Here is a 19159-nt window from a genome sequence, read left to right as displayed (position 1 = left end):
CAAAATTTATCGATAAATATTTCAATTGTCAAGTTAAGTCTATAGCAAATATTAATTTATCGATTCTTTTTCTTCAACTTTTTGTTCTTCTTTTTCTTTTTCTTCTTCGCTTGTTAAGATTATATTTCTATATTTTTTCAAACCCGTACCAGCTGGAATTAAGTGCCCCATAACGACATTTTCTTTAAGGCCAATCAAGTTGTCAACCCTTGCTTCAACGGCCGCATTTGTAAGTACTTTTGTAGTTTCCTGGAACGATGCAGCTGAAATAAAGCTTTCTGTAGAAAGGGCAGCCTGGGTAATGCCTAACAATATATTGTCAAAAGTAGCTGGTTCGGCATCGCGTACCTTCATCGGTTTCTTCCCTTTCCTGGTAAGGTCTGCATTAATATCTCTGTACTTAGAACGTGGAATCAATTGTCCTTCTTTGAAACGTGACTGTCCTGGGTCAATGATATAGACCATATTCTTGATTCTTTCGTTCTCCTCGATTACTTTATTTCTGTCTTCAAGGCTTTCTTCAATGAAATTAGTATCTCCTGACGAAATTATTCTTAGTTTTTGGAGCATTTGTTTAACTATTACTTCAATATGCTTGTCGTTTATTTTTACGCCTTGAAGGCGATAGACGTCCTGAATTTCGTTTACAAGATATTCCTGCACGGCATTTGGACCCTTAATTTTAAGTATGTCGTGAGGATTAACTGGACCATCGGTAATCTTTTCACCTGCTGGAATTTCATCACCTTCTTGAACCAGCACATGCTTTCCGTAAGGTACGGAATAAACTTTTTGGATAGAGCCGTCAAATGATTCCACAATTATTTCGCGTGAGCCTCGTTTCCTGGCTCCAAATTTAACACGTCCTTCGATTTCGGATACTATTGCAGGATCGTGTGGACTTCTGGCTTCAAAAAGTTCGGTTACTCTTGGTAAACCACCTGTAATATCTCGCGTCTTTGCCGCCGATTTCGAAATCTTAGCCAGTACGGTTCCAGCTTGGATCACTTCTCCCTCCTCAACAGAGAGATATGCTCTTGTAGGTAAATTAAATACTTTTTCGTTGCCTTTGGAATCTCTAATTAAAATACTCGGTGTAAGATTTTTATCTTTTGATTCAATAACTACTTTTTGGACGTGTCCTGTTTGTTCATCTGCTACCTGCTGATAAGTAATATTATCGACCAAGTCGACAAATACGACTGTACCGCCTATATCTGATATAATAACTGAGTTATAAGGATCATGATTGTAAAGAGGAGTCCCCTTTTCAACTTCCTGACCGTCGTTGACCATCAGTTCGGCACCGTAAGGAATTTCGTATCTCTTAATTTGTCTGTTGTCGTTATCAAAAATTCCAATTGCGCCACGTCTTCCGATAACTACTTTTACTGGTCCAAATACATCATTTTTTTCTACAAAATTTATTTTGTCGTATTTTACTTTACCTGCGACGTTTGTTTCAACCTGCGACTGACTTGCAATACGAGATGATGTACCTCCAAAGTGGAAGGTACGAAGAGTAAGCTGGGTACCAGGTTCGCCAATAGATTGAGCGGCAATAATTCCTACTGCTTCTCCTATTTCCACAAGCTGCCCTGTTGTCAAATTTCTTCCATAACATTTTGCACATACTCCCTGGCGTGCTTCGCATGTAAGAACGGTTCTTATATAAACCTGATCGATGTTTGCTTCGTCGATTCTTTCTGCAATCTCTTCCGTAATCATTTCACCGGCTTCGATGATCAGTTCATCGGTTCTTGGGTCGTAGACGTCTTCCTGAGCAACGCGACCGGTGATACGTTCAGCAAGAGGTTCTCGTTCGAGTTCAACATCCTTCAATGCAGTAATATATACACCACGGATTGTCCCACAATCTTCTTCCGTTACAATTACATCTTGAGCTACGTCTGTTAATCTCCTTGTAAGATAACCTGCATCCGCTGTTTTAAGAGCAGTATCAGCAAGACCTTTACGAGCACCGTGCGTGGAGATAAAATATTCCAGCACAGAAAGCCCCTCTTTAAAGTTAGCCACAATTGGATTTTCTATAATTTCACCGGATTGACCTGAAAGACTCTTCTGTGGTTTTTGCATAAGACCACGCATACCGGCAAGCTGGCGTACCTGTTCTTGCGAACCACGAGCGCCGGAATCGACCATCATATGGAGTGAATTGAAACCATTCTGGTCATTTTTTAGTCTCTCCATCAACGAACGGGCAACGTTATTTGTCGTAAATGTCCAGATATCAATAATCTTGTTGTATCTTTCTGCATCGGTAATGAGTCCTTGCTCGTGCTCGCTGAGAACTCCCATTACTTTCTTATTTGCATCTTCAATTAATTTTGATTTTTCATCTGGAATAATCATATCACTAAAACTAATAGATATACCTGCAGCCGTGGCGTATCTATAACCTAAATCTTTAACGTCATCAATAAATTTGGCAGTAACTTCGTTACCAAGCTTCATAAACATCTTATATATAAGTCCGCTAAATATTTTCTTGACCAGAAGTTCGTTAATAAAGCCCATTTCTCTTGGAACTATCTGATTGAAAATAACGCGTCCTACAGTAGTTTCAATTAATTCTCCTTCGTATTTCAATTTAATTTTTGCGTGAAGGTCAACAGCTTTTGAATTGTATGCTATGAGCACTTCTTCCATACTACCGAATATCATACCTTCGCCTTTAGCTCCAGGCATGAATTTGGTCAAGTAATAACATCCGAGAACTATATCTTGAGTTGGAATTACGATTGGCATACCATTTTGAGGCGAAAGGATGTTATGAGAACTGAGCATCAGAATCGATGCCTCAAGCTGAGCTTCGTATGACAGTGGAACGTGTACTGCCATCTGGTCGCCGTCAAAGTCGGCATTAAATGCCGTACAAACCATCGGGTGCAATTGAATTGCTTTGCCGTCAATCAGGACTGGTTGAAAAGCCTGAATTCCCAAACGGTGCAATGTGGGGGCTCGGTTGAGCAGTACTGGATGACCTTCGATTAATTTTTCCAGTATTTCCCATATAATTGGTTCTTTTCTGTCGACAGCTTTTCTTGCACTTTTAACTGTTTTATAGTGTCCACGCTCCATCAACTTGCGAATGATAAATGGCTTGAACAATTCAACGGCCATATCCTTCGGCAAACCGCACTGGTGAAGTTTTAATTCTGGACCGACAACAATGACCGAACGTCCGGAATAATCGACTCTTTTTCCTAAAAGATTCTGGCGGAATCGTCCCTGCTTACCCTTGAGCATATCGCTTAAAGATTTAAGCGGGCGGTTACCGTCGCTTCTGACTGCGCTTGACCTTCTTGAATTGTCGAAAAGTGCATCAACTGCTTCCTGAAGCATTCTCTTTTCATTCCTGAGAATTACTTCGGGAGCTTTTATATCTATTAATCTTTTGAGACGATTATTTCTTATAATAACACGACGATACAGGTCATTCAAATCGCTCGTGGCAAAGCGTCCACCTTCCAAAGGTACTAATGGTCTGAGTTCAGGCGGTATAACTGGAATTACGCTCAGTACCATCCACTCAGGTTTATTAGGAACTTTGCCTTCTCGTTCTCTGAATGCTTCGAGTACGCGTAGTCGTTTTAGAATGTCATTCCTTTTCTGTTGCGATGATTCATCTGCAAGCTGTGCTTTTAATTCCTTAAACGTAGCTTCGATATCAATACTTTTGAGTAGTTCTTTGATTGCTTCGCCGCCAATCTTAGCAACGAATTTTTTCGGATCGTCGTCTTCGAGAGCATCATTATCGTGTGGCAGCGACTGAACTATCTCATAATACTGATCTTCGGAAATCAAGTCTTTTCTTTGAAGACCAGTAGGTCCGGGATTAAGTACCACATACGATTCGTAGTAAATAACTCGTTCGAGTTCTTTTGTGGTCATTCCAATAATATTACCGATTTTCGAAGGTAGGGCTTTGAAGAACCAGATATGAACAACCGGAACAGCCAGAGCAATATGTCCCATCCGTTCTCTTCTTACCGATTTCAAAGTAACTTCAACACCGCAACGATCACAAACAATCCCTTTATATCTTATCCCTTTATACTTTCCGCAGGCGCATTCCCAATCTTTAACAGGACCGAATATTTTTTCGCAGAATAGACCATCTTTTTCGGGGCGGAACGACCTGTAATTGATCGTCTCGGGTTTAGTCACCTCGCCATGTGAGCGCGATAATATATCATCAGGGCTAGCAAGGCTAATAGTCAATCGTTCTATATTTCTAACTTTTGTTTCTTGAAATTTAGATGTCATAAATAATTTCTCCTTCAAACTTTTATTAATATAAATCTCACACGGTTAATCAATTAATTTTGATATTCAGACCCAGACCTTGTAATTCTTTAATCATGACATTGAAAGCTTCGGGAATATTTGGTTCCGGAATGTTTTCGCCTTTTACAATCGCTTCATAAGTTTTCGCTCTACCAGTTACATCGTCACTTTTAACCGTCAAGATTTCCTGAAGTACGTGAGCAGCGCCATATCCTTCGAGAGCCCATACTTCCATTTCACCGAATCTTTGACCACCAAATTGTGCTTTACCGCCTAATGGCTGTTGAGTAATGAGCGAATAAGGTCCAATAGAGCGGGCATGTATTTTGTCGTCGACCATATGACCGAGTTTCATCATGTAAATATACCCGCAGGTTACTTTCTGGTGAAAACGTTCTCCTGTACGTCCGTCATAGAGCCAGGTTTTGCTTCCTTCGGGAAGTCCAGCTTTCTTAAGCCATTCTTCTACATCGTTAACACCTGCACCATCGAAAATTGGAGTTTCAAATTTAACACCAAGTTTTTTCCCGACCCAGCCAAGAGCCGTTTCGTAAAGCTGCCCGATATTCATACGTGAAGGCACGCCCAAAGGATTGAGAACTATATCTACGGGTGTTCCATCTTCATGATAAGGCATATCTTCAACTGGTACTACTTTGGCAACGACACCTTTGTTACCGTGTCTTCCTGCCATTTTATCACCAACCTGAATCTTTCTCTTCTTGGCAACATATACTTTGGCTAATTGTGTAATTCCTGGTGGCAATTCGTCGCCAGATTGAATTTTGAGACGTTCTCTTTTGAAATCTTCCTCAATTTCAGCAAGTACATCAAAATAATTTGAGTAAAGTTTTTTAACCAGTTCATTTGTTTTTGCTTTGTCGAACCAGTCTTTTGTATAATCGAGTTTTGTTACATCATCGATATCTGAAAAAGTCGATTCTTTGATCGTCGTTCCGCTTCGTATCACGACACTACCGTCGAGATCACGAATTCCAGTTGTAGTTTTTCCAAGCGTCAAAGTCGTAAGCTTTTCGACTAATTTATTATAATAAGCATCCTTTTTACGCTGATATTCTGACTCAAGTGCATCGAGCTGTTTTTTCTCTTGCTTCTTAGAGTCAGCATCTTTCCTTTTCCTGCTAAAAAGACGAGTTTTAATGACAACACCTTTGAGTCCTGGAGGAGCTTTTAAAGAAGCATCTTTAACATCGCCAGCTTTATCGCCGAAGATTGCTTTAAGCAGCTTTTCCTCAGGTGTTGGGTCCGATTCGCCTTTTGGAGTGATTTTACCAATAAGAATATCGCCTTCTTTAACTTCGGCGCCTCCTCTGATAATACCGTTTTCGTCCAGATCCTTAGTAGCTTCTTCGCTAACGTTAGGAATATCTCTGGTTAATTCTTCCTGACCACGTTTGGTTTCACGAACCTGGAGTTCAAATTCTTCTATATGAATTGAAGTAAATACGTCGTCTGCTACGAGTCGTTCACTGATAATAATAGCATCCTCAAAGTTATATCCGCGCCAGGGCATGAATGCAACGGAAATGTTCCTGCCGAGAGCTAATTCTCCATTTTCAACAGATGGACCATCGGCCAGTATATCGCCTTTTTTTACTCTCTGTCCAGTAACAACTCGCGGTTTTTGATTAAAGCATGTTTCCTGGTTAGTGCCTGAAAATTTAGTCAATTTATATTCAACTTTTCTTTCGCTATCAAAACTTACAAGAGCTTCGTCTTCGTCCAGATCTGAATCATAAGAAACAATAATTTTTTCTGCATCAGCAAATTCCACTACACCGTCTTTTTCAGCAACAATTACTGCTCTTGAATCGCGTGCTACTTTATATTCCATTCCGGTACCTACGATTGGAGCTTCCGGAACGAGTAGCGGCACAGCCTGGCGTTGCATGTTCGAACCCATCAATGCACGGTTAGCATCGTCGTGTTCGAGGAATGGGATTAACGATGCAGCGGCACTCACGATTTGAGCTGGCGCAACATCCATATATTGAACTTCACTCGGCGGCACTACAGGATATTCGTCTTTAAAACGGCATTTTACTCTATCAAGTATAAATCTACCGTGTTCGTCGAGTGGAGCATTTGCCTGAGCAATAATATATTGATCTTCCTGATCTGCGCTGAGATATTCGATCTGGTTGGTTACTTTGCCGTCTTTTACTTTTCGATATGGCGTTTCAAGGAAACCATATTGATTGACCCTTGCATATATAGTCAATGAAGAAATAAGACCGATATTTGGACCTTCGGGAGTTTCGATTGGACAGAGTCGTCCATAATGCGAGTGGTGAACGTCGCGTACTTCGAAACCCGCACGTTCTCGAGTAAGGCCACCAGGTCCAAGAGCAGAAATTCTCCTCTTATGAGTAATTTCAGATAGAGGATTTGTTTGATCCATGAACTGGGATAACTGGTTCGTACCAAAAAACGCATTAATTACACTACTGATAGTTCTGGCATTGACCAGATCCTGTGGTTGCATATTCTCGTTATCGCGCATATTCATGCGTTCTTTAATCGTACGAGCCATTCTGGCAAGTCCAATATTATATTGTTGCTGCAGCTGCTCGCCAATTGTTCTTACACGTCTGTTGCCCAAATGGTCGATGTCGTCTACGCTTAAATTTCCATTCTTGAGCATTATTATATTCTTCATAATTGCAACGATATCTTCTACGGTAAGAACTCTTATGCTTTCGTCGACATTGAGACCAAGTCGATCATTCATTCTAAAACGGCCAACTTCACCAAGGTCGTACCTTTTATCGCTGAAGAAGAGTTTATCCAGAAGACCCAGTGCGGTTTCGAGATCAGGAGCTTCACCAGTTCTTAATTGTCTGTAAATTGCAAAGAGAGCCTCTTCTTTTGTTTTGGCCGTATCTTTTTTGAGTGTATTTATAATAAGGTCTTGTTCTATCGAAGTTTCGGAGGTTATTAATTTTACTTTTTGAAGCGAAGACTTCTTAATATTATCGATTATCTCTTCGTTCAATGGTTCGTCTTTCGAAACATAAATTTCACCGGTCTGCAAATCGATTACATCGTCTGCGGCAATACGTCCAGAATGAACTTCGGGGTCAAGTTTTTTAACAGCAACTTCTTCAATTAGGCTGAATAAATTAAGAATTTGTTCGTCAGTTTCGTAACCGAGCGCTCTTAAAAGAGTAGTAGAAGGGAATTTTTTTCTTCGATCGATATAGACATATAGCACATTATTAATATCGGTAGCAAATTCAACCCACGAACCTCTGAATGGAATAATACGAGCAGAATAAATTGGCGTTCCGTTTGGGTGGAACGTTTGAGAGAAAGCGACACCCGGCGAACGATGGAGCTGACTGACTATAACACGTTCGGCTCCATTAATAACAAACGTCCCTTTTTCTGTCATAAAAGGGAGATTGCCCAGATAAACTTCTTGCTCGACTGTATTGATAAACTCTTCAGTTTCACTGTCTCTTGTCGAAAGACGCAATTTGGCTTTTAAAGGAGCCGAATAAGTTAAACCCCTTTCCTCACACTCGGCAATCGAGAAACGAGGTTTTTCAATATGATATTCAATAAAGTCGAGTCGATAAAATTCTTTATTGTCGAGTATGGGAAAATTTTGATTGAAAACAGCCTGCAGTCCTTTGTTTTCTCTTTGAGAAGGCGGCACCGAAAGCTGCAAGAATTCTTCAAATGATTCAAGTTGTATGTTCAATAGGTCGGGTACTTTAAGAACAGGCGAAATCTTACCAAACGTTATGCGACCGTTAGTTTTATTAATCTTTTGTTTTTCCAATCCTAACCTCCGATAATTTATTAAGCTCTTTCATTAAATGAAAGAAAGTGGTAACCCGGCAATTCCGTTTTACCACTTCGAAAATTAATATGATTTTCCAGGAAAATCGTATAATTACTTAATTGTGACAGTAGCGCCAGCTTCTTCCAATTCCTTCTTGATTTTTTCGGCTTCTTCCTTAGAGACGCCTTCTTTAATTGGTTTTGGAGCGCTGTCAACCAAATCCTTCGCTTCTTTAAGTCCAAGAGAAGTATGAGCACGGACAACTTTGATAACGTTAATCTTGGTAGCACCTGCATTTTCGAGAATAACGTCGAATTCAGTTTTTTCTTCAGCAGGTGCTGCATCGCCACCAGTAGCAACTCCAGCTGCCATTACAACAGGAGCTGCGGCAGTAACACCAAATTCATCTTCGAGAGCTTTCTTTAATTCAGCTGCTTCAACAAGCGTAAGGGCTTTGATTTTTTCAACAATTTCTGCAACTTTTTCTGACATTTTTATATCTCCTATTTCTTAATTATTTCTTTAAAAATTATGCTGCTTTTTTCTTGGATATCTCGTCAACAAGACTAACTATGTCGCGCATTACAGCATTGATTGCGCCGACGATTCCTGATGCCGGGGAGTTTATACTTCCGATAATTCCGGCAATCAATTCTTCTTTTGACGGCATTGAAGCCAGTGTATTCAATTGGTCGGCAGGATAAAAATTCGACTCGAGGTAGCATCCTTTGAACTGGAATTTTCCAGTTTCATCAAAATATTTTTTGATGATTTTTGCCGGGGCAACGTAATTTTCCCGAGCAAATGCCACTCCAGTCATTCCGACTAATTGGTCATAGAGCTTTTCGTAACCGCCTAAATTTTCGAGGGCTTTCTTGAAGAGCGTATTCTTGAATACCTTGTAAGTAACACCTTCTTTCCTGAATGTAGAACGGAGTTTATTGATATCTTCAACGTTAACTCCTTTATAGTCTACCAGATAGATTGCATTTGAATTACTTACAAGTTCTTTAATCTGCTCTACAACCTCATATTTTTTCTCTTTTTTCATCATTCTCCCGTATCAGTTATTACATCGTTCGGCTTTAGAAGCATTTATAAATAAAACCCGTATAGATTATATACGGGTGAGTGCGTAATCTTTGTTAGATGGAAGCTACTTCGTCTTTGCTAATTTTTAAACCAGGTCCCATTGTAGTAGACAAATAAATACTTTTAATATACTGGCCTTTTGCAGAAGCGGGCTTCATCTTTACAATTGTATTGAGGAAAGCTCTGGCATTATCTACTAGTTTATCTGAATCAAAAGAAATTTTACCGAGTGCCGTATGCACAATACCAGCTTTGTCGACACGAAATTCGATTTTTCCAGCCTTAACTTCTTTAACAGCCTGAGCTACATCCTGAGTAACAGTACCGCTTTTTGGATTGGGCATAAGACCTTTGGGACCCAGAATTTTTCCTAATTTTCCTAGCTCAGCCATCGAATCGGGAGTTGCAATGATCACGTCGACGTCCGCCCAACCTTCCTTAATTTTCTCGAGATATTCTTCAAATCCTGCATAATCGGCCCCAGCGTCCAGTGCTTCCTTTGCTTTAGAAGCTTTGGCAATAACAAGAACTTTGACATCCTTTCCCGTACCGTGAGGAAGCGAGACCGTGCCTCTGACCATCTGGTCGGCGTGTCTCGGATCGACACCCAATCTTATTGCACAATCTAAAGTTTCGTCAAACTTTACCTTTGAGAGTTCTTTTAACTTATCAATAGCTTCTTTCAAAGTATATTCTTTCTGGGCTTCGACTTTTTCCTTTATAGTTTTCATTCTTTTTGAAACTTTCATAACGTCATCCACTATTTGTTAATCTTCAACTGTAATTCCCATACTTCTTGCAGTACCAGCAATCATGCTCATTGCATGTTCGATATCATTAGCATTTAAGTCGGGCATTTTTAATTCTGCAATTTCGCGCAATTGCGCTTTGGTAACTTTTCCAACTTTGGTTTTATTTGGTTCGGGCGAACCTTTATCGAGTTTCAATGCCTTTTTAAGTAGCACTGCAGCAGGAGGAGTTTTTGTTATAAATGTAAATGATTTATCCGAATAAACCGTAATTACAACAGGTATGATCAACCCCTGCTTGTCGGCTGTTCTGGCGTTAAATTGTTTACAAAATTCCATAATGTTAACGCCCTTTTGACCAAGAGCAGGCCCTACGGGTGGCGAAGGGTTTGCCTGTCCTCCGGGAATTTGCAGCTTGATATAACCTTCTACTTTCTTTGCCATTTTTCTACCTTAATTATTTCTCTAATTCTGCTTGAGCAAAGTCAATTTCGACGGGGGTTTTACGCCCGAAAATCGAAACCATGACCTTTATTTTCATTTTTTCTTCGTTAACTTCTTCAACTACTCCCGAAAAATTATTAAAAGGTCCATCGATTATTTTAACATAATCTCCGGCTCTAAATAATGTTTCGGTACGTTCGGCATCTTCGTCTTTTGTAATTCTCCCCACAATTCTCTTTACTTCATCGGGTTGAAGTGGAATTGGAGTTTTTTGAGAGCCAAGAAAACCCATTACAGAAGGAGTATTGAGGATAAAATCCTTAACTTTAGCATCCAGGTCGGCACACAATAGTATATAGCCAGGAAAGAAATTTTTCTTTTTAGTTTTTTTCTTCCCGTCTTTAACTTCGAAAACTTTTTCGGTTGGAACCAAAACTTCATAGACTCGGGCTCTTAAATATTCATTGTCCTGGAGTTCGTTTTCGATCAAAGTTTTTACCTTATTTTCGTGTCCCGAAAAAGTTCTAACTACATACCATTTACCTAACTGGGTATCCAATTCTAAAAGATTCCTTTTAATATTTGATTAAGAGACATATCAATAACATATGTAAAGAGTGCTAAAATTAAACATACGACAACTACAATCACAGTAGACTCTTTCAATTCTTCTTTTGTCGGCCAGGTGACCTTTTTCATCTCCTTGACGACATCATTGACAAAGTTGATAATTTTTTCTTTCATAATCGCACATTTTTATGTCTAGCACGTCAGGAGGGACTCGAACCCCCAGCCTGCGGTTTTGGAGACCGCTGCTCTGCCAATTGAGCTACTGACGTATTATTTAGTTTCCTTAAATATTACGTGTTTTCTAACGACCGGGTCGTACTTTTTGTATTCTACGCGGCCAGGGTGGTTCCGTTTATTTTTGGTTGTTGTGTAACGATAACCAGTTCCAGCAGAGCTCTCCAATACAATTATCTGTCTAATGTTTTTTGCTTTGGCCATTTTATTTGCTTTGGTTTATTAATAATCCTTTAAAACAAAAAAATATATATTGATTAGAGCTGATGACCGGGATTGAACCGGTGACCTCTTCCTTACCAAGGAAGTGCTCTACCAACTGAGCTACATCAGCATCATTTTAAAATAATATTTTGAAAAATTTATAGCTGATTCTATGTCCTGCTTCCGTCAGTTAACGGATAAGCTACATCAAAATTTATTTAAGAACAATTTCCAGCTGTTTTTCGCATTAAAAACTTGTGAGCGGGAGACGGGACTCGAACCCGCGACCAACAGCTTGGAAGGCTGTGACTCTACCAACTGAGTTACTCCCGCATTCAATCAGCTTTTCAGAAGATTGAAAATCAAAATTTAATGAACAGCATTAAACTGCAAAAAAAATCCCGATAATTATTACCGAGTTTAATCGAGTGGGCGGCGAGGGATTCGAACCCCCAAAGGCATTCGCCAACGGATTTACAGTCCGCCCCGGCTCTCCAACTCCGGCGTCCGCCCAGACATATCTATCCACATAAAGTCAAAAAGCGAGCATCAAATATAGAACGCTTTTCAATAAAATGCAATATATAGATAGATTTTTCTGCTATTTTGAATCATTAGTAGTTTTAAGAGATACAAACTTATAAAATTTCTCGAAAAATTACTAAATTTACGCCGTTTAATAATCTTTACGGTAGAAAAATGAAAATTACAATACTCGGCTGCGGTAATATGGGTTTGACTTATGCACGTGCTTTTTTACAATATCACAAAACCACTTTTGAAGACCTTACATTAATTGCTAAGGACGACAAACACGCTGCAGAATTAAATTCATTAAAATTAGGCAAAGTAACCACTCAAATATCAAATGAAACATTAAAGAGCGATGTATTAATACTTTCCGTAAAACCCCAGGACTTTACGGGATTAGCTAAAAGTTTAATAGGCAAAATACCCCAAGATACACTATTGATTTCGATCTTAGCAGGAGTAAGGTTAGTTACTCTTAAGGAAAAACTTGAGCATAAATTTATCGTTAGAGCCATGCCAAATATGCCCGCTCAATTTGGAATGGGTATTACGGTTTACATTCCCACTCCGGAAACTAATGTACATCATCTTTCGACAGTGGAAAACCTGCTTAACACGACCGGCAGAACTTTTATGATCGAAGATGAAAATCTGATGGACGGTGTAACAGCACTGAGCGGTAGTGGTCCTGCGTATTTCTATTATATCGTAAAAATAATGACCGAAACAGCAAAGAAAATGGGATTTGACGAAAGTCTGGCAAATTTATTAGTAATGCACACTATGCACGGAGCCTTTCATGTAATGAATAATTCGGATAGCGAACTCGATGTGCTCATCAATAAAGTTGCTTCAAAGGGGGGTACGACTGAAGCTGCTTTAAAAACATTGAAGGAAAATCGATTCGACGAAATTTTTGCCAGTGCGATATTGAATGCAGAAAAACGTTCGAAAGAACTTTCAGAATTAAACGGAAAATAAGCCCAAAGAAGGCTTATTTTCCTTTTAATCAGATTCACTTTTCGGCTAATTGTTTGTTTTTGTTATACTGAAAAAGCTTATAATTTATACTGTCGCTTAAGGCCTTAAAACTTGCTTCGATAATATTAGTAGATACACCTACTGTTCCCCAGGCATCTTTACCGTCGCTCGATTCAATCATAACCCTTACTTTTGCTGCTGTACCTTCTTTTTCGTCGAGAACTCTAACCTTGTAGTCAACTAATTTTATGTTGGCAACTTCAGGATAAAATCTGATAAGTGCTTTACGCAGAGCTTTGTCGAGCGCATTTACAGGACCATCACCGTCGGAGGCAGTATGTTCAATTTCTCCATTGACTTCGATTTTGAGAACTGCTTCGGCATTCGAATGACCTTCTTCGTCGTAAAAAACGTTTACTTTTGAATCTAGTACCTTAAAGAAAGGAGAAAATTCATTGGTTTCGGCTCTGAGCAATAATTCAAAAGATGCTTCGGCACCGTCAAATTGATATCCGTTGTATTCAAGCGATTTTATATGATTGACAATTTTCTTGCTCAGTTCATTATCGTCGCCGATGTCTACTCCAACTTCTTTTGCTTTATAACGGACATTACTCTGGCCCGATAAATCCGAAACCAGAACTCGCTGTTTGTTTCCTACCAACTCAGGAGCAATATGTTCATACATTCTACTTTCTTTCAAAACTGCGCTTACGTGAACTCCACCTTTGTGTGCAAAAGCAGATTTGCCTGTAAATGCTGCTCTTGTATTCGGATGGAGATTCATTATTTCATAAACATAATTAGAAACAGAAGTTAGGTTAGATAGATTTGATTTTTGATTGGTATCATAGTTCATTTTTAAAATCAGGTTTGGAATGATACTGCAGAGGTTTGCATTGCCGCATCGTTCACCCAGTCCATTGATTGTACCCTGCACATGGCAAGCTCCGGCTCTTACAGCAGCCAGCGAATTTGCCACTGCAAGTTCAGAGTCGTTGTGAGCATGAATGCCAATTTTAACGTCAAATTTTTCCCTTACAGTTTTTGTAATTTCATATACCTCTTCAGGTAATGTACCTCCGTTTGTATCGCATAACACCAGCGTATCGGCACCGCCTTTTAGAGCAGCTTCGAGCATTTTGAGTGCAAACTCGGGGCTATCCTTATAACCGTCAAAAAAGTGTTCCGCATCGAATATTACCCTTCTTTCGTGCGATTTCAAATATTTGACGGATTTATAAATCAATTCTTCGTTCTCAGAGTCGGTTAAACCCAGACCTTTTTCGGAATGGAGTCTCCAGGTTTTTCCAAAAATTGTAACAATAGGCGTTTCAGTATTAATTAGAGAATTCAAATTATAGTCCGATTCAACATTCTTAACTGATCTGGCAGTCGAGCCGAAAGCACATAACTGTGCATGATGAAGGTTCAATTCTTTTGCTTTCTTAAAAAATTCCTCGTCCTTTGGATTGCTGCCTGGCCAACCTCCTTCAATAATATCGATTCCGAACTCATCGAGTTTTTTAGCAATTAGGAGTTTATCCTGAACCGATAGGTTTACACCTTCGCCCTGTGTTCCATCTCGTAATGTTGTATCAAATATTTCTATTAGCATAATTTCATCCTCTTAGTTTAAATCATATTATTTTTACGGGCATATTCGAAAATATTTCCCGCTTCGATGATCGGTAAAATATCGCCAAGCGGTCGAAGTTTATAAGTTTCGTTTTTAGATAAATTCTTCAATGTATTCTCATTCAGATCGAGTTCAAGTTGATCTCCTGTTTCTATTTTATCGTTGAGTTTTTCTGGTGTTTCATAGGGCACAACAAAGCCACCATCAACACAATTGCGATAAAATATTCGCGCATAAGATTCGGCAACAATTGCCTTAGCGCCTGCAACTTGAAGCGCGAAAGGTGCGTGCTCGCGCGAAGATCCGCATCCAAAATTTGCACCACCAATTATAATCTGATATTTAGTTTGATACTGATTTTCTTCAACAAAAGGAATTCCCCCTTCAGGTAACCCGGACTGATTTAAAGGGACTCCTGAAAGTGCAAATCGTCCATAATTTTTCGCTTCCTCCGGATCGCTTAAACTATAGACCAGATGCTCGGCAGGAATTATCTGGTCGGTATCAATATTGTCTCCAAGTACAAATGCTCTACCTTTTATTATTTTTTCCATTTTAATTCTCTAATATTATTTTATAAAAATTCTCTCGGGTCGGTTATTACTCCTGTTACTGCAGAAGCAGCAACGGTCAATGGTGAAGCCAGATAGACTTCCGATTTCTTGCTACCCATTCTGCCTGGGAAATTTCTGTTGGTAGTCGAAATTATCACCTCGCCGTCCGTAGCCCGTCCAACAGTGTCTGCAGGTCCACCCAGGCAAGCAGCGCATGACGATTGAGCAATTATACAGCCAGCTTTCTCAAATATTTCTTTCAATGTAATTCCGTTGATGGTTTCCACTTCGAGTTGCTTGGCAACGTAAGTGCTACCAGGTACAATAAAAGTAGGAACTTTAACTTCACTTCCGAAAATAATTTTAGCAGCATTATAAAAATCGGTGAGTTTACCGCCCGTGCACGAGCCAATATAACACTTGGTAAGTTTTCTGCCCGCAACATTTCTGACCGTATCTCTATTATCGGGGCTATGTGGCTTTGCGACCAATGGTTCGATTTTATTTACATTATAACGATAGATTTCTCGATATTTTGCGTCGGGGTCGCTTTCAAAAATTTCGTACGGTTTATCGGTTCTTTCTCTCACATATTTTTCGGTAATTTCATCTGCTTTAATTATGCCATTCATGGCACCAGCTTCGATGGCCATATTCGTCAAGGTCATTCTTTCGTCCATCTGCATCGAGAAGATAGCTTCGCCGTCGAATTCTAAAGCTCTATATGTGCCGCCATCTGTAGTAATATCACCAAGTATCATTAAGATCAAATCTTTGGCAGTCAGATATTCTGGCAATTTACCTTCAAAAATAAACTTGAGTGATTCAGGTACTTTTTCCCAAATTTTGCCGGTACCGAGGATAAACGCAGCGTCTGTATTTCCTACTCCCGTTGAAAACATACCGAATGCACCTGAAGTACACGTATGAGAATCGGTTCCGAATAAAACCGTGCCGGGTAAATTATATCCTTCTTCAGCAAGTGCAATGTGACAAACGCCCTTATATCGGTCAGTACCTACGTCGTAATAATTTGGGACGTCATATTCACTGGCAAATTCTCTCAGAATATTAACGTTACGATTTGCCTGAGGATTTTTCGTAAAAATATAATGGTCAGGAAAGATGACCAGCTTTTCTTTATCCCATATTTTTGCTTTATCACCGAATTCTCTTTTCCAGATTTCAATAGTTGGAGGTCCGCACACATCGTGCGTCATCAATACATCTACATTAAGCCAAATACTTTCACCAGGCTCTACTCTTTTTTTACCCGATGACTTAGCCATAATTTTTTCGGTTATAGTCATACCCATAATTTATTCCTTTATTAAATTACTTCTGAAATTGATTCGTTATTTTTGATTGACGTTTGTCTGAAGTATTTTTCTTTCTGATTGAGGGCATTTAAATAAGCTTTTGCACTGGCTTCAATAATATCGGTTGAAATGCCTCTTCCCATGAACGATTTGTTGCCGCTCCGAATCCTTATAATCACCTCACCCATAGCTTCGCGTCCGGATGTAACAGAACGCACCTGGTATGATTCGACTTCTGAACTGATCGAAAGAGCACGCTCAATTGCATTGAATACGGCGTCGACAGGCCCGTCGCCAGTTGCTGACTCGGAATAGATCTCGCCGTTATAATTTATCTTGACGACAGCATTCGGAATAAGATTTGAACCTGTATTAACCTGGATGTACTCAAGTTCATAACTCTCATTTACTTTTTGAATTTCGTCACCCATAAGCATTCTCAGATCGTCGTCAAATATTTCTTTTTTCTTATCTGCCAGTTCGATAAATGCCTTGTAGATATTCTGGAGTTCTTCATCATTAACTTTGTAACCGAGTTCCTGAAGCCTAACTTTAAGTCCGTGTCTACCTGAATGTCTGCCCAGTACAATATTGTTTTTAGGTATTCCTACACTTTCTGGGGTCATAATTTCATAAGTATCGCGTCTTTTCAGAACTCCATCCTGGTGTATTCCCGATTCATGTGCAAAGGCATTTTCTCCGACAATAGCTTTATTACGTTGTACAAGAAGTCCTGTAAATGCCGAGACCATTTTACTTGTATTGTAAATTTCTTTAGTGTTTACGTCAGTATAAAAATTAAGCAGGTCTTTTCTTACATTCAGCGCCATTACGAATTCTTCCAGAGAAGCGTTTCCAGCTCTTTCGCCAATTCCGTTTATAGTACATTCAACCTGACGAGCTCCACTTTGAACTGCAGCAATCGAATTTGCGACTGCAAGCCCCAGATCGTTATGGCAATGAACGCTAATAATTACTTTCTCAATATTTTTAACTCTCTTTCTCAATTCTGCTATCTTAGCGGCAAATTCAAACGGAAGAGTGTAACCTGTCGTATCAGGAATATTTACCGTTGTTGCTCCAGCTTCGATTGCCGCTTCTATTACATCGACAAGGTAACCGATATCTGTCCTGCCGGCATCTTCAGCCGAGAACTCGACATCGTCTGTAAAGGTCTTTGCATACGTCACAGCATCATATGACATTTTGATAATTGTTTGTCGCTTTTCTTCGAGAGTTCTGCCATAGCGTTCGTGTCCGAATTTTCCGAGTATATGATAGTCGGAAGTACTTGCAAAAGTATGAATTCTTTTGCGTGGCGCAGGTGCAAGAGCTTCAGCGGCAACTTTTATATCTTTTTCATTTGCTCGCGAGAGTGCTGCAATGACGCAATTTACTTCTTCAGCAATTCGCTTTACGGCTTCGAACTGAGCAGGCGATGAAATTGGAAAACCCGCTTCAATTATGTCCACGTTTAATTTTGCTAACTGGTGTGCTATTTCAATTTTTTCGTGAACGTTCAAAGATGCGCCGGGCGACTGTTCGCCGTCTCTTAAAGTTGTGTCGAAAATATATATTTTATTATCATTCATTTTACACTCCGTTAATATCTATCTCATAAAGTAAAAACATTGATTGCTTGAGTAGCCACAATCTTTTCAAATTCTTCTATTATCAAATTTGTCATTTCTTCTGTAGAAACAAGTTTGGTTCCTTCTTTAAAGATGTCTTTAGTTCTATATCCTTTCGACAAAACGTTTTCGATTGAATTTTCGATAATCTCCGAAGCTTTGTCCATCTGGAAAGAATATTTAAGCATCATCGCAGCTGAAGAAATGGCAGCAATTGGATTGGCAATACCTTTACCGGCAATGTCGGGCGCACTACCGTGTACAGGTTCATAAAGCGCATATTTTGTTCCGAGGCTTGCCGAAGGTAACATACCAAGGCTACCGGTAATCATAGCGGCAATATCGCTCAAGATATCGCCAAAGAGATTCGAAGTCAAAATCACATCGAATTGTTTGGGATCTCTTACAATTTGCATTGCTGCATTGTCGACGTACATGTGGTTCAAGGCGACATCCTGATAATCTTTATGAACTTCTGTTACTACTTTTCTCCAGAATTGCGATACTTCTAGGACATTGGCTTTGTCGACAGAAGTAACTTTTTTATTACGTTGTCTTGCAAATTCAAATGCTTTATGCGCAATGCGTACAACTTCTTCCTTTGTATAAATCATTGTATTGAAACCTTTCTGGTCGTCATAACCTCGAGGCTCGCCAAAGTAGATGCCGCCCGTAAGTTCCCTGAGTATCAATATATCTGTGCCTCTAAGAACATCGGCTTTTAGAGATGAATTCTCGAGCATGGAATTATAAACCCGAGCAGGTCTCAGATTGGCAAAGAGTCCCAGAGCTTTTCTGATTTTTAGTAAAGCCGCTTCTGGTTTTAGATGATGTTCAAGATTTTCCCACTGAGGACCTCCAACGGCTCCCAGGAAAACTGCATCGGAGCTATAACAAATATCGAGAGTTTCATCTGTCAATGGTGTTTTGAACCTGTCATAAGAAGAGCCACCAATAAGTGCAGTTTTAAATTCAAACTCGGTGTTGAATTTTTCTCCTGCAGCTTTTAATACTTTTACTGCTGCATTTACAACTTCGGGTCCGATGCCGTCGCCCGGTAATAATGCTATCCGATACATAATTTCCCCT

15 protein-coding genes and 4 tRNA genes are annotated in these 19159 nt (G+C 39.6%); 1 reads left to right on the top strand and 18 read right to left on the bottom strand.

The genetic code is table 11. The features are described from left to right. Positions 1-51: 51 nt before the first annotated feature. The 13 genes from rpoC to ACSSV9_RS11870 form a co-directional block, all read right to left on the bottom strand. A complete protein-coding gene (gene rpoC, locus ACSSV9_RS11930) occupies positions 52-4290 on the bottom strand; it encodes a DNA-directed RNA polymerase subunit beta' (protein ID WP_437347480.1) in 4239 nt (1412 codons plus the stop codon). Between the two features lie 49 nt (positions 4291-4339). Then, the gene (rpoB, locus tag ACSSV9_RS11925; RefSeq protein WP_437347479.1) at positions 4340-8119 is read right to left on the bottom strand and encodes a DNA-directed RNA polymerase subunit beta; all 3780 of its coding nucleotides are present in this window, start codon (positions 8117-8119) and stop codon (positions 4340-4342) included. Positions 8120-8233: 114 nt separating this feature from the next. Continuing rightward, positions 8234-8614, bottom strand: coding sequence for a 50S ribosomal protein L7/L12 (gene rplL / locus ACSSV9_RS11920; RefSeq protein WP_437347478.1), 381 nt, complete (start codon positions 8612-8614; stop codon positions 8234-8236). A 37-nt stretch (positions 8615-8651) separates the two neighbouring features. After that, positions 8652-9173 carry a 50S ribosomal protein L10 gene (gene rplJ, locus ACSSV9_RS11915; RefSeq protein WP_437347477.1) on the bottom strand — a complete coding sequence of 174 codons (522 nt, stop codon included), beginning with the start codon at positions 9171-9173 and terminating at the stop codon, positions 8652-8654. Positions 9174-9267: 94 nt separating this feature from the next. Next, positions 9268-9963, bottom strand: coding sequence for a 50S ribosomal protein L1 (gene rplA, locus ACSSV9_RS11910; protein WP_437347476.1), 696 nt, complete (start codon positions 9961-9963; stop codon positions 9268-9270). An 18-nt stretch (positions 9964-9981) separates the two neighbouring features. Then, positions 9982-10407, bottom strand: a complete 426-nt coding sequence (rplK, locus tag ACSSV9_RS11905; protein WP_437347475.1) for a 50S ribosomal protein L11 — start codon at positions 10405-10407, stop codon at positions 9982-9984. Positions 10408-10420: 13 nt separating this feature from the next. Beyond that, positions 10421-10966, bottom strand: coding sequence for a transcription termination/antitermination protein NusG (nusG, locus tag ACSSV9_RS11900; RefSeq protein WP_437347474.1), 546 nt, complete (start codon positions 10964-10966; stop codon positions 10421-10423). A 2-nt stretch (positions 10967-10968) separates the two neighbouring features. Beyond that, positions 10969-11106, bottom strand: coding sequence for a preprotein translocase subunit SecE (secE, locus tag ACSSV9_RS11895; protein WP_437347583.1), 138 nt, complete (start codon positions 11104-11106; stop codon positions 10969-10971). A gap of 67 nt (positions 11107-11173) precedes the next feature. Continuing rightward, a tRNA-Trp gene (locus ACSSV9_RS11890) sits at positions 11174-11246 on the bottom strand. Position 11247: 1 nt separating this feature from the next. Then, positions 11248-11415, bottom strand: coding sequence for a 50S ribosomal protein L33 (gene rpmG, locus ACSSV9_RS11885; RefSeq protein WP_014854911.1), 168 nt, complete (start codon positions 11413-11415; stop codon positions 11248-11250). 57 nt (positions 11416-11472) lie between these two features. Beyond that, positions 11473-11545 (bottom strand) — tRNA-Thr (locus ACSSV9_RS11880). 130 nt (positions 11546-11675) lie between these two features. Further along, positions 11676-11748: transfer RNA gene (locus tag ACSSV9_RS11875), tRNA-Gly, on the bottom strand. A 96-nt stretch (positions 11749-11844) separates the two neighbouring features. Then, positions 11845-11928 (bottom strand) — tRNA-Tyr (locus tag ACSSV9_RS11870). A gap of 186 nt (positions 11929-12114) precedes the next feature. On the opposite strand from ACSSV9_RS11870, the gene proC reads away from it, so the two are divergent. After that, the gene (gene proC / locus ACSSV9_RS11865; protein ID WP_437347473.1) at positions 12115-12927 is read left to right on the top strand and encodes a pyrroline-5-carboxylate reductase; all 813 of its coding nucleotides are present in this window, start codon (positions 12115-12117) and stop codon (positions 12925-12927) included. A 34-nt stretch (positions 12928-12961) separates the two neighbouring features. Here the strand turns inward: proC and cimA are convergent, their stop codons facing one another. Genes cimA through leuB form a run of 5 tightly spaced genes read right to left on the bottom strand, consistent with a single transcriptional unit; the run spans position 12962 to position 19149 of the window. After that, entirely contained in the window at positions 12962-14545 is a 1584-nt protein-coding gene (cimA, locus tag ACSSV9_RS11860; protein WP_437347472.1) for a citramalate synthase, read from the bottom strand. Positions 14546-14562: 17 nt separating this feature from the next. Beyond that, entirely contained in the window at positions 14563-15120 is a 558-nt protein-coding gene (locus tag ACSSV9_RS11855; protein ID WP_437347471.1) for a LeuD/DmdB family oxidoreductase small subunit, read from the bottom strand. A gap of 20 nt (positions 15121-15140) precedes the next feature. Further along, positions 15141-16436 (bottom strand): 3-isopropylmalate dehydratase large subunit, encoded by a 1296-nt coding sequence (locus ACSSV9_RS11850; protein WP_437347470.1) that lies wholly within the window; start codon positions 16434-16436, stop codon positions 15141-15143. A gap of 14 nt (positions 16437-16450) precedes the next feature. Then, complete coding sequence (locus ACSSV9_RS11845; RefSeq protein WP_437347469.1) at positions 16451-18031, bottom strand: 2-isopropylmalate synthase; 1581 nt, start codon at positions 18029-18031, stop codon at positions 16451-16453. A gap of 23 nt (positions 18032-18054) precedes the next feature. After that, the gene (leuB, locus tag ACSSV9_RS11840; RefSeq protein WP_437347468.1) at positions 18055-19149 is read right to left on the bottom strand and encodes a 3-isopropylmalate dehydrogenase; all 1095 of its coding nucleotides are present in this window, start codon (positions 19147-19149) and stop codon (positions 18055-18057) included. Between the last annotated feature and the right edge of the window lie 10 nt (positions 19150-19159).

It is taken from the genome of Melioribacter sulfuriphilus, assembly GCF_051488685.1.
In the GTDB taxonomy this organism is placed as follows: domain Bacteria; phylum Bacteroidota; class Ignavibacteria; order Ignavibacteriales; family Melioribacteraceae; genus Melioribacter.
This window is presented reverse-complemented; position numbering and strand designations above follow the sequence as displayed.

Coding starts and splice junctions, on each gene's coding strand:
- rpoC (WP_437347480.1), bottom strand. CDS start 4,290: ATGACATCTAAATTTCAAGAAACAAAAGTTAGAAATATAGAACGATTG.
- rplL (WP_437347478.1), bottom strand. CDS start 8,614: ATGTCAGAAAAAGTTGCAGAAATTGTTGAAAAAATCAAAGCCCTTACG.
- rplJ (WP_437347477.1), bottom strand. CDS start 9,173: ATGAAAAAAGAGAAAAAATATGAGGTTGTAGAGCAGATTAAAGAACTT.
- rplA (WP_437347476.1), bottom strand. CDS start 9,963: ATGAAAGTTTCAAAAAGAATGAAAACTATAAAGGAAAAAGTCGAAGCC.
- rplK (WP_437347475.1), bottom strand. CDS start 10,407: ATGGCAAAGAAAGTAGAAGGTTATATCAAGCTGCAAATTCCCGGAGGA.
- secE (WP_437347583.1), bottom strand. CDS start 11,106: ATGAAAAAGGTCACCTGGCCGACAAAAGAAGAATTGAAAGAGTCTACT.
- rpmG (WP_014854911.1), bottom strand. CDS start 11,415: ATGGCCAAAGCAAAAAACATTAGACAGATAATTGTATTGGAGAGCTCT.
- proC (WP_437347473.1), top strand. CDS start 12,115: ATGAAAATTACAATACTCGGCTGCGGTAATATGGGTTTGACTTATGCA.
- cimA (WP_437347472.1), bottom strand. CDS start 14,545: ATGCTAATAGAAATATTTGATACAACATTACGAGATGGAACACAGGGC.
- ACSSV9_RS11855 (WP_437347471.1), bottom strand. CDS start 15,120: ATGGAAAAAATAATAAAAGGTAGAGCATTTGTACTTGGAGACAATATT.
- ACSSV9_RS11850 (WP_437347470.1), bottom strand. CDS start 16,436: ATGGGTATGACTATAACCGAAAAAATTATGGCTAAGTCATCGGGTAAA.
- ACSSV9_RS11845 (WP_437347469.1), bottom strand. CDS start 18,031: ATGAATGATAATAAAATATATATTTTCGACACAACTTTAAGAGACGGC.
- leuB (WP_437347468.1), bottom strand. CDS start 19,149: ATGTATCGGATAGCATTATTACCGGGCGACGGCATCGGACCCGAAGTT.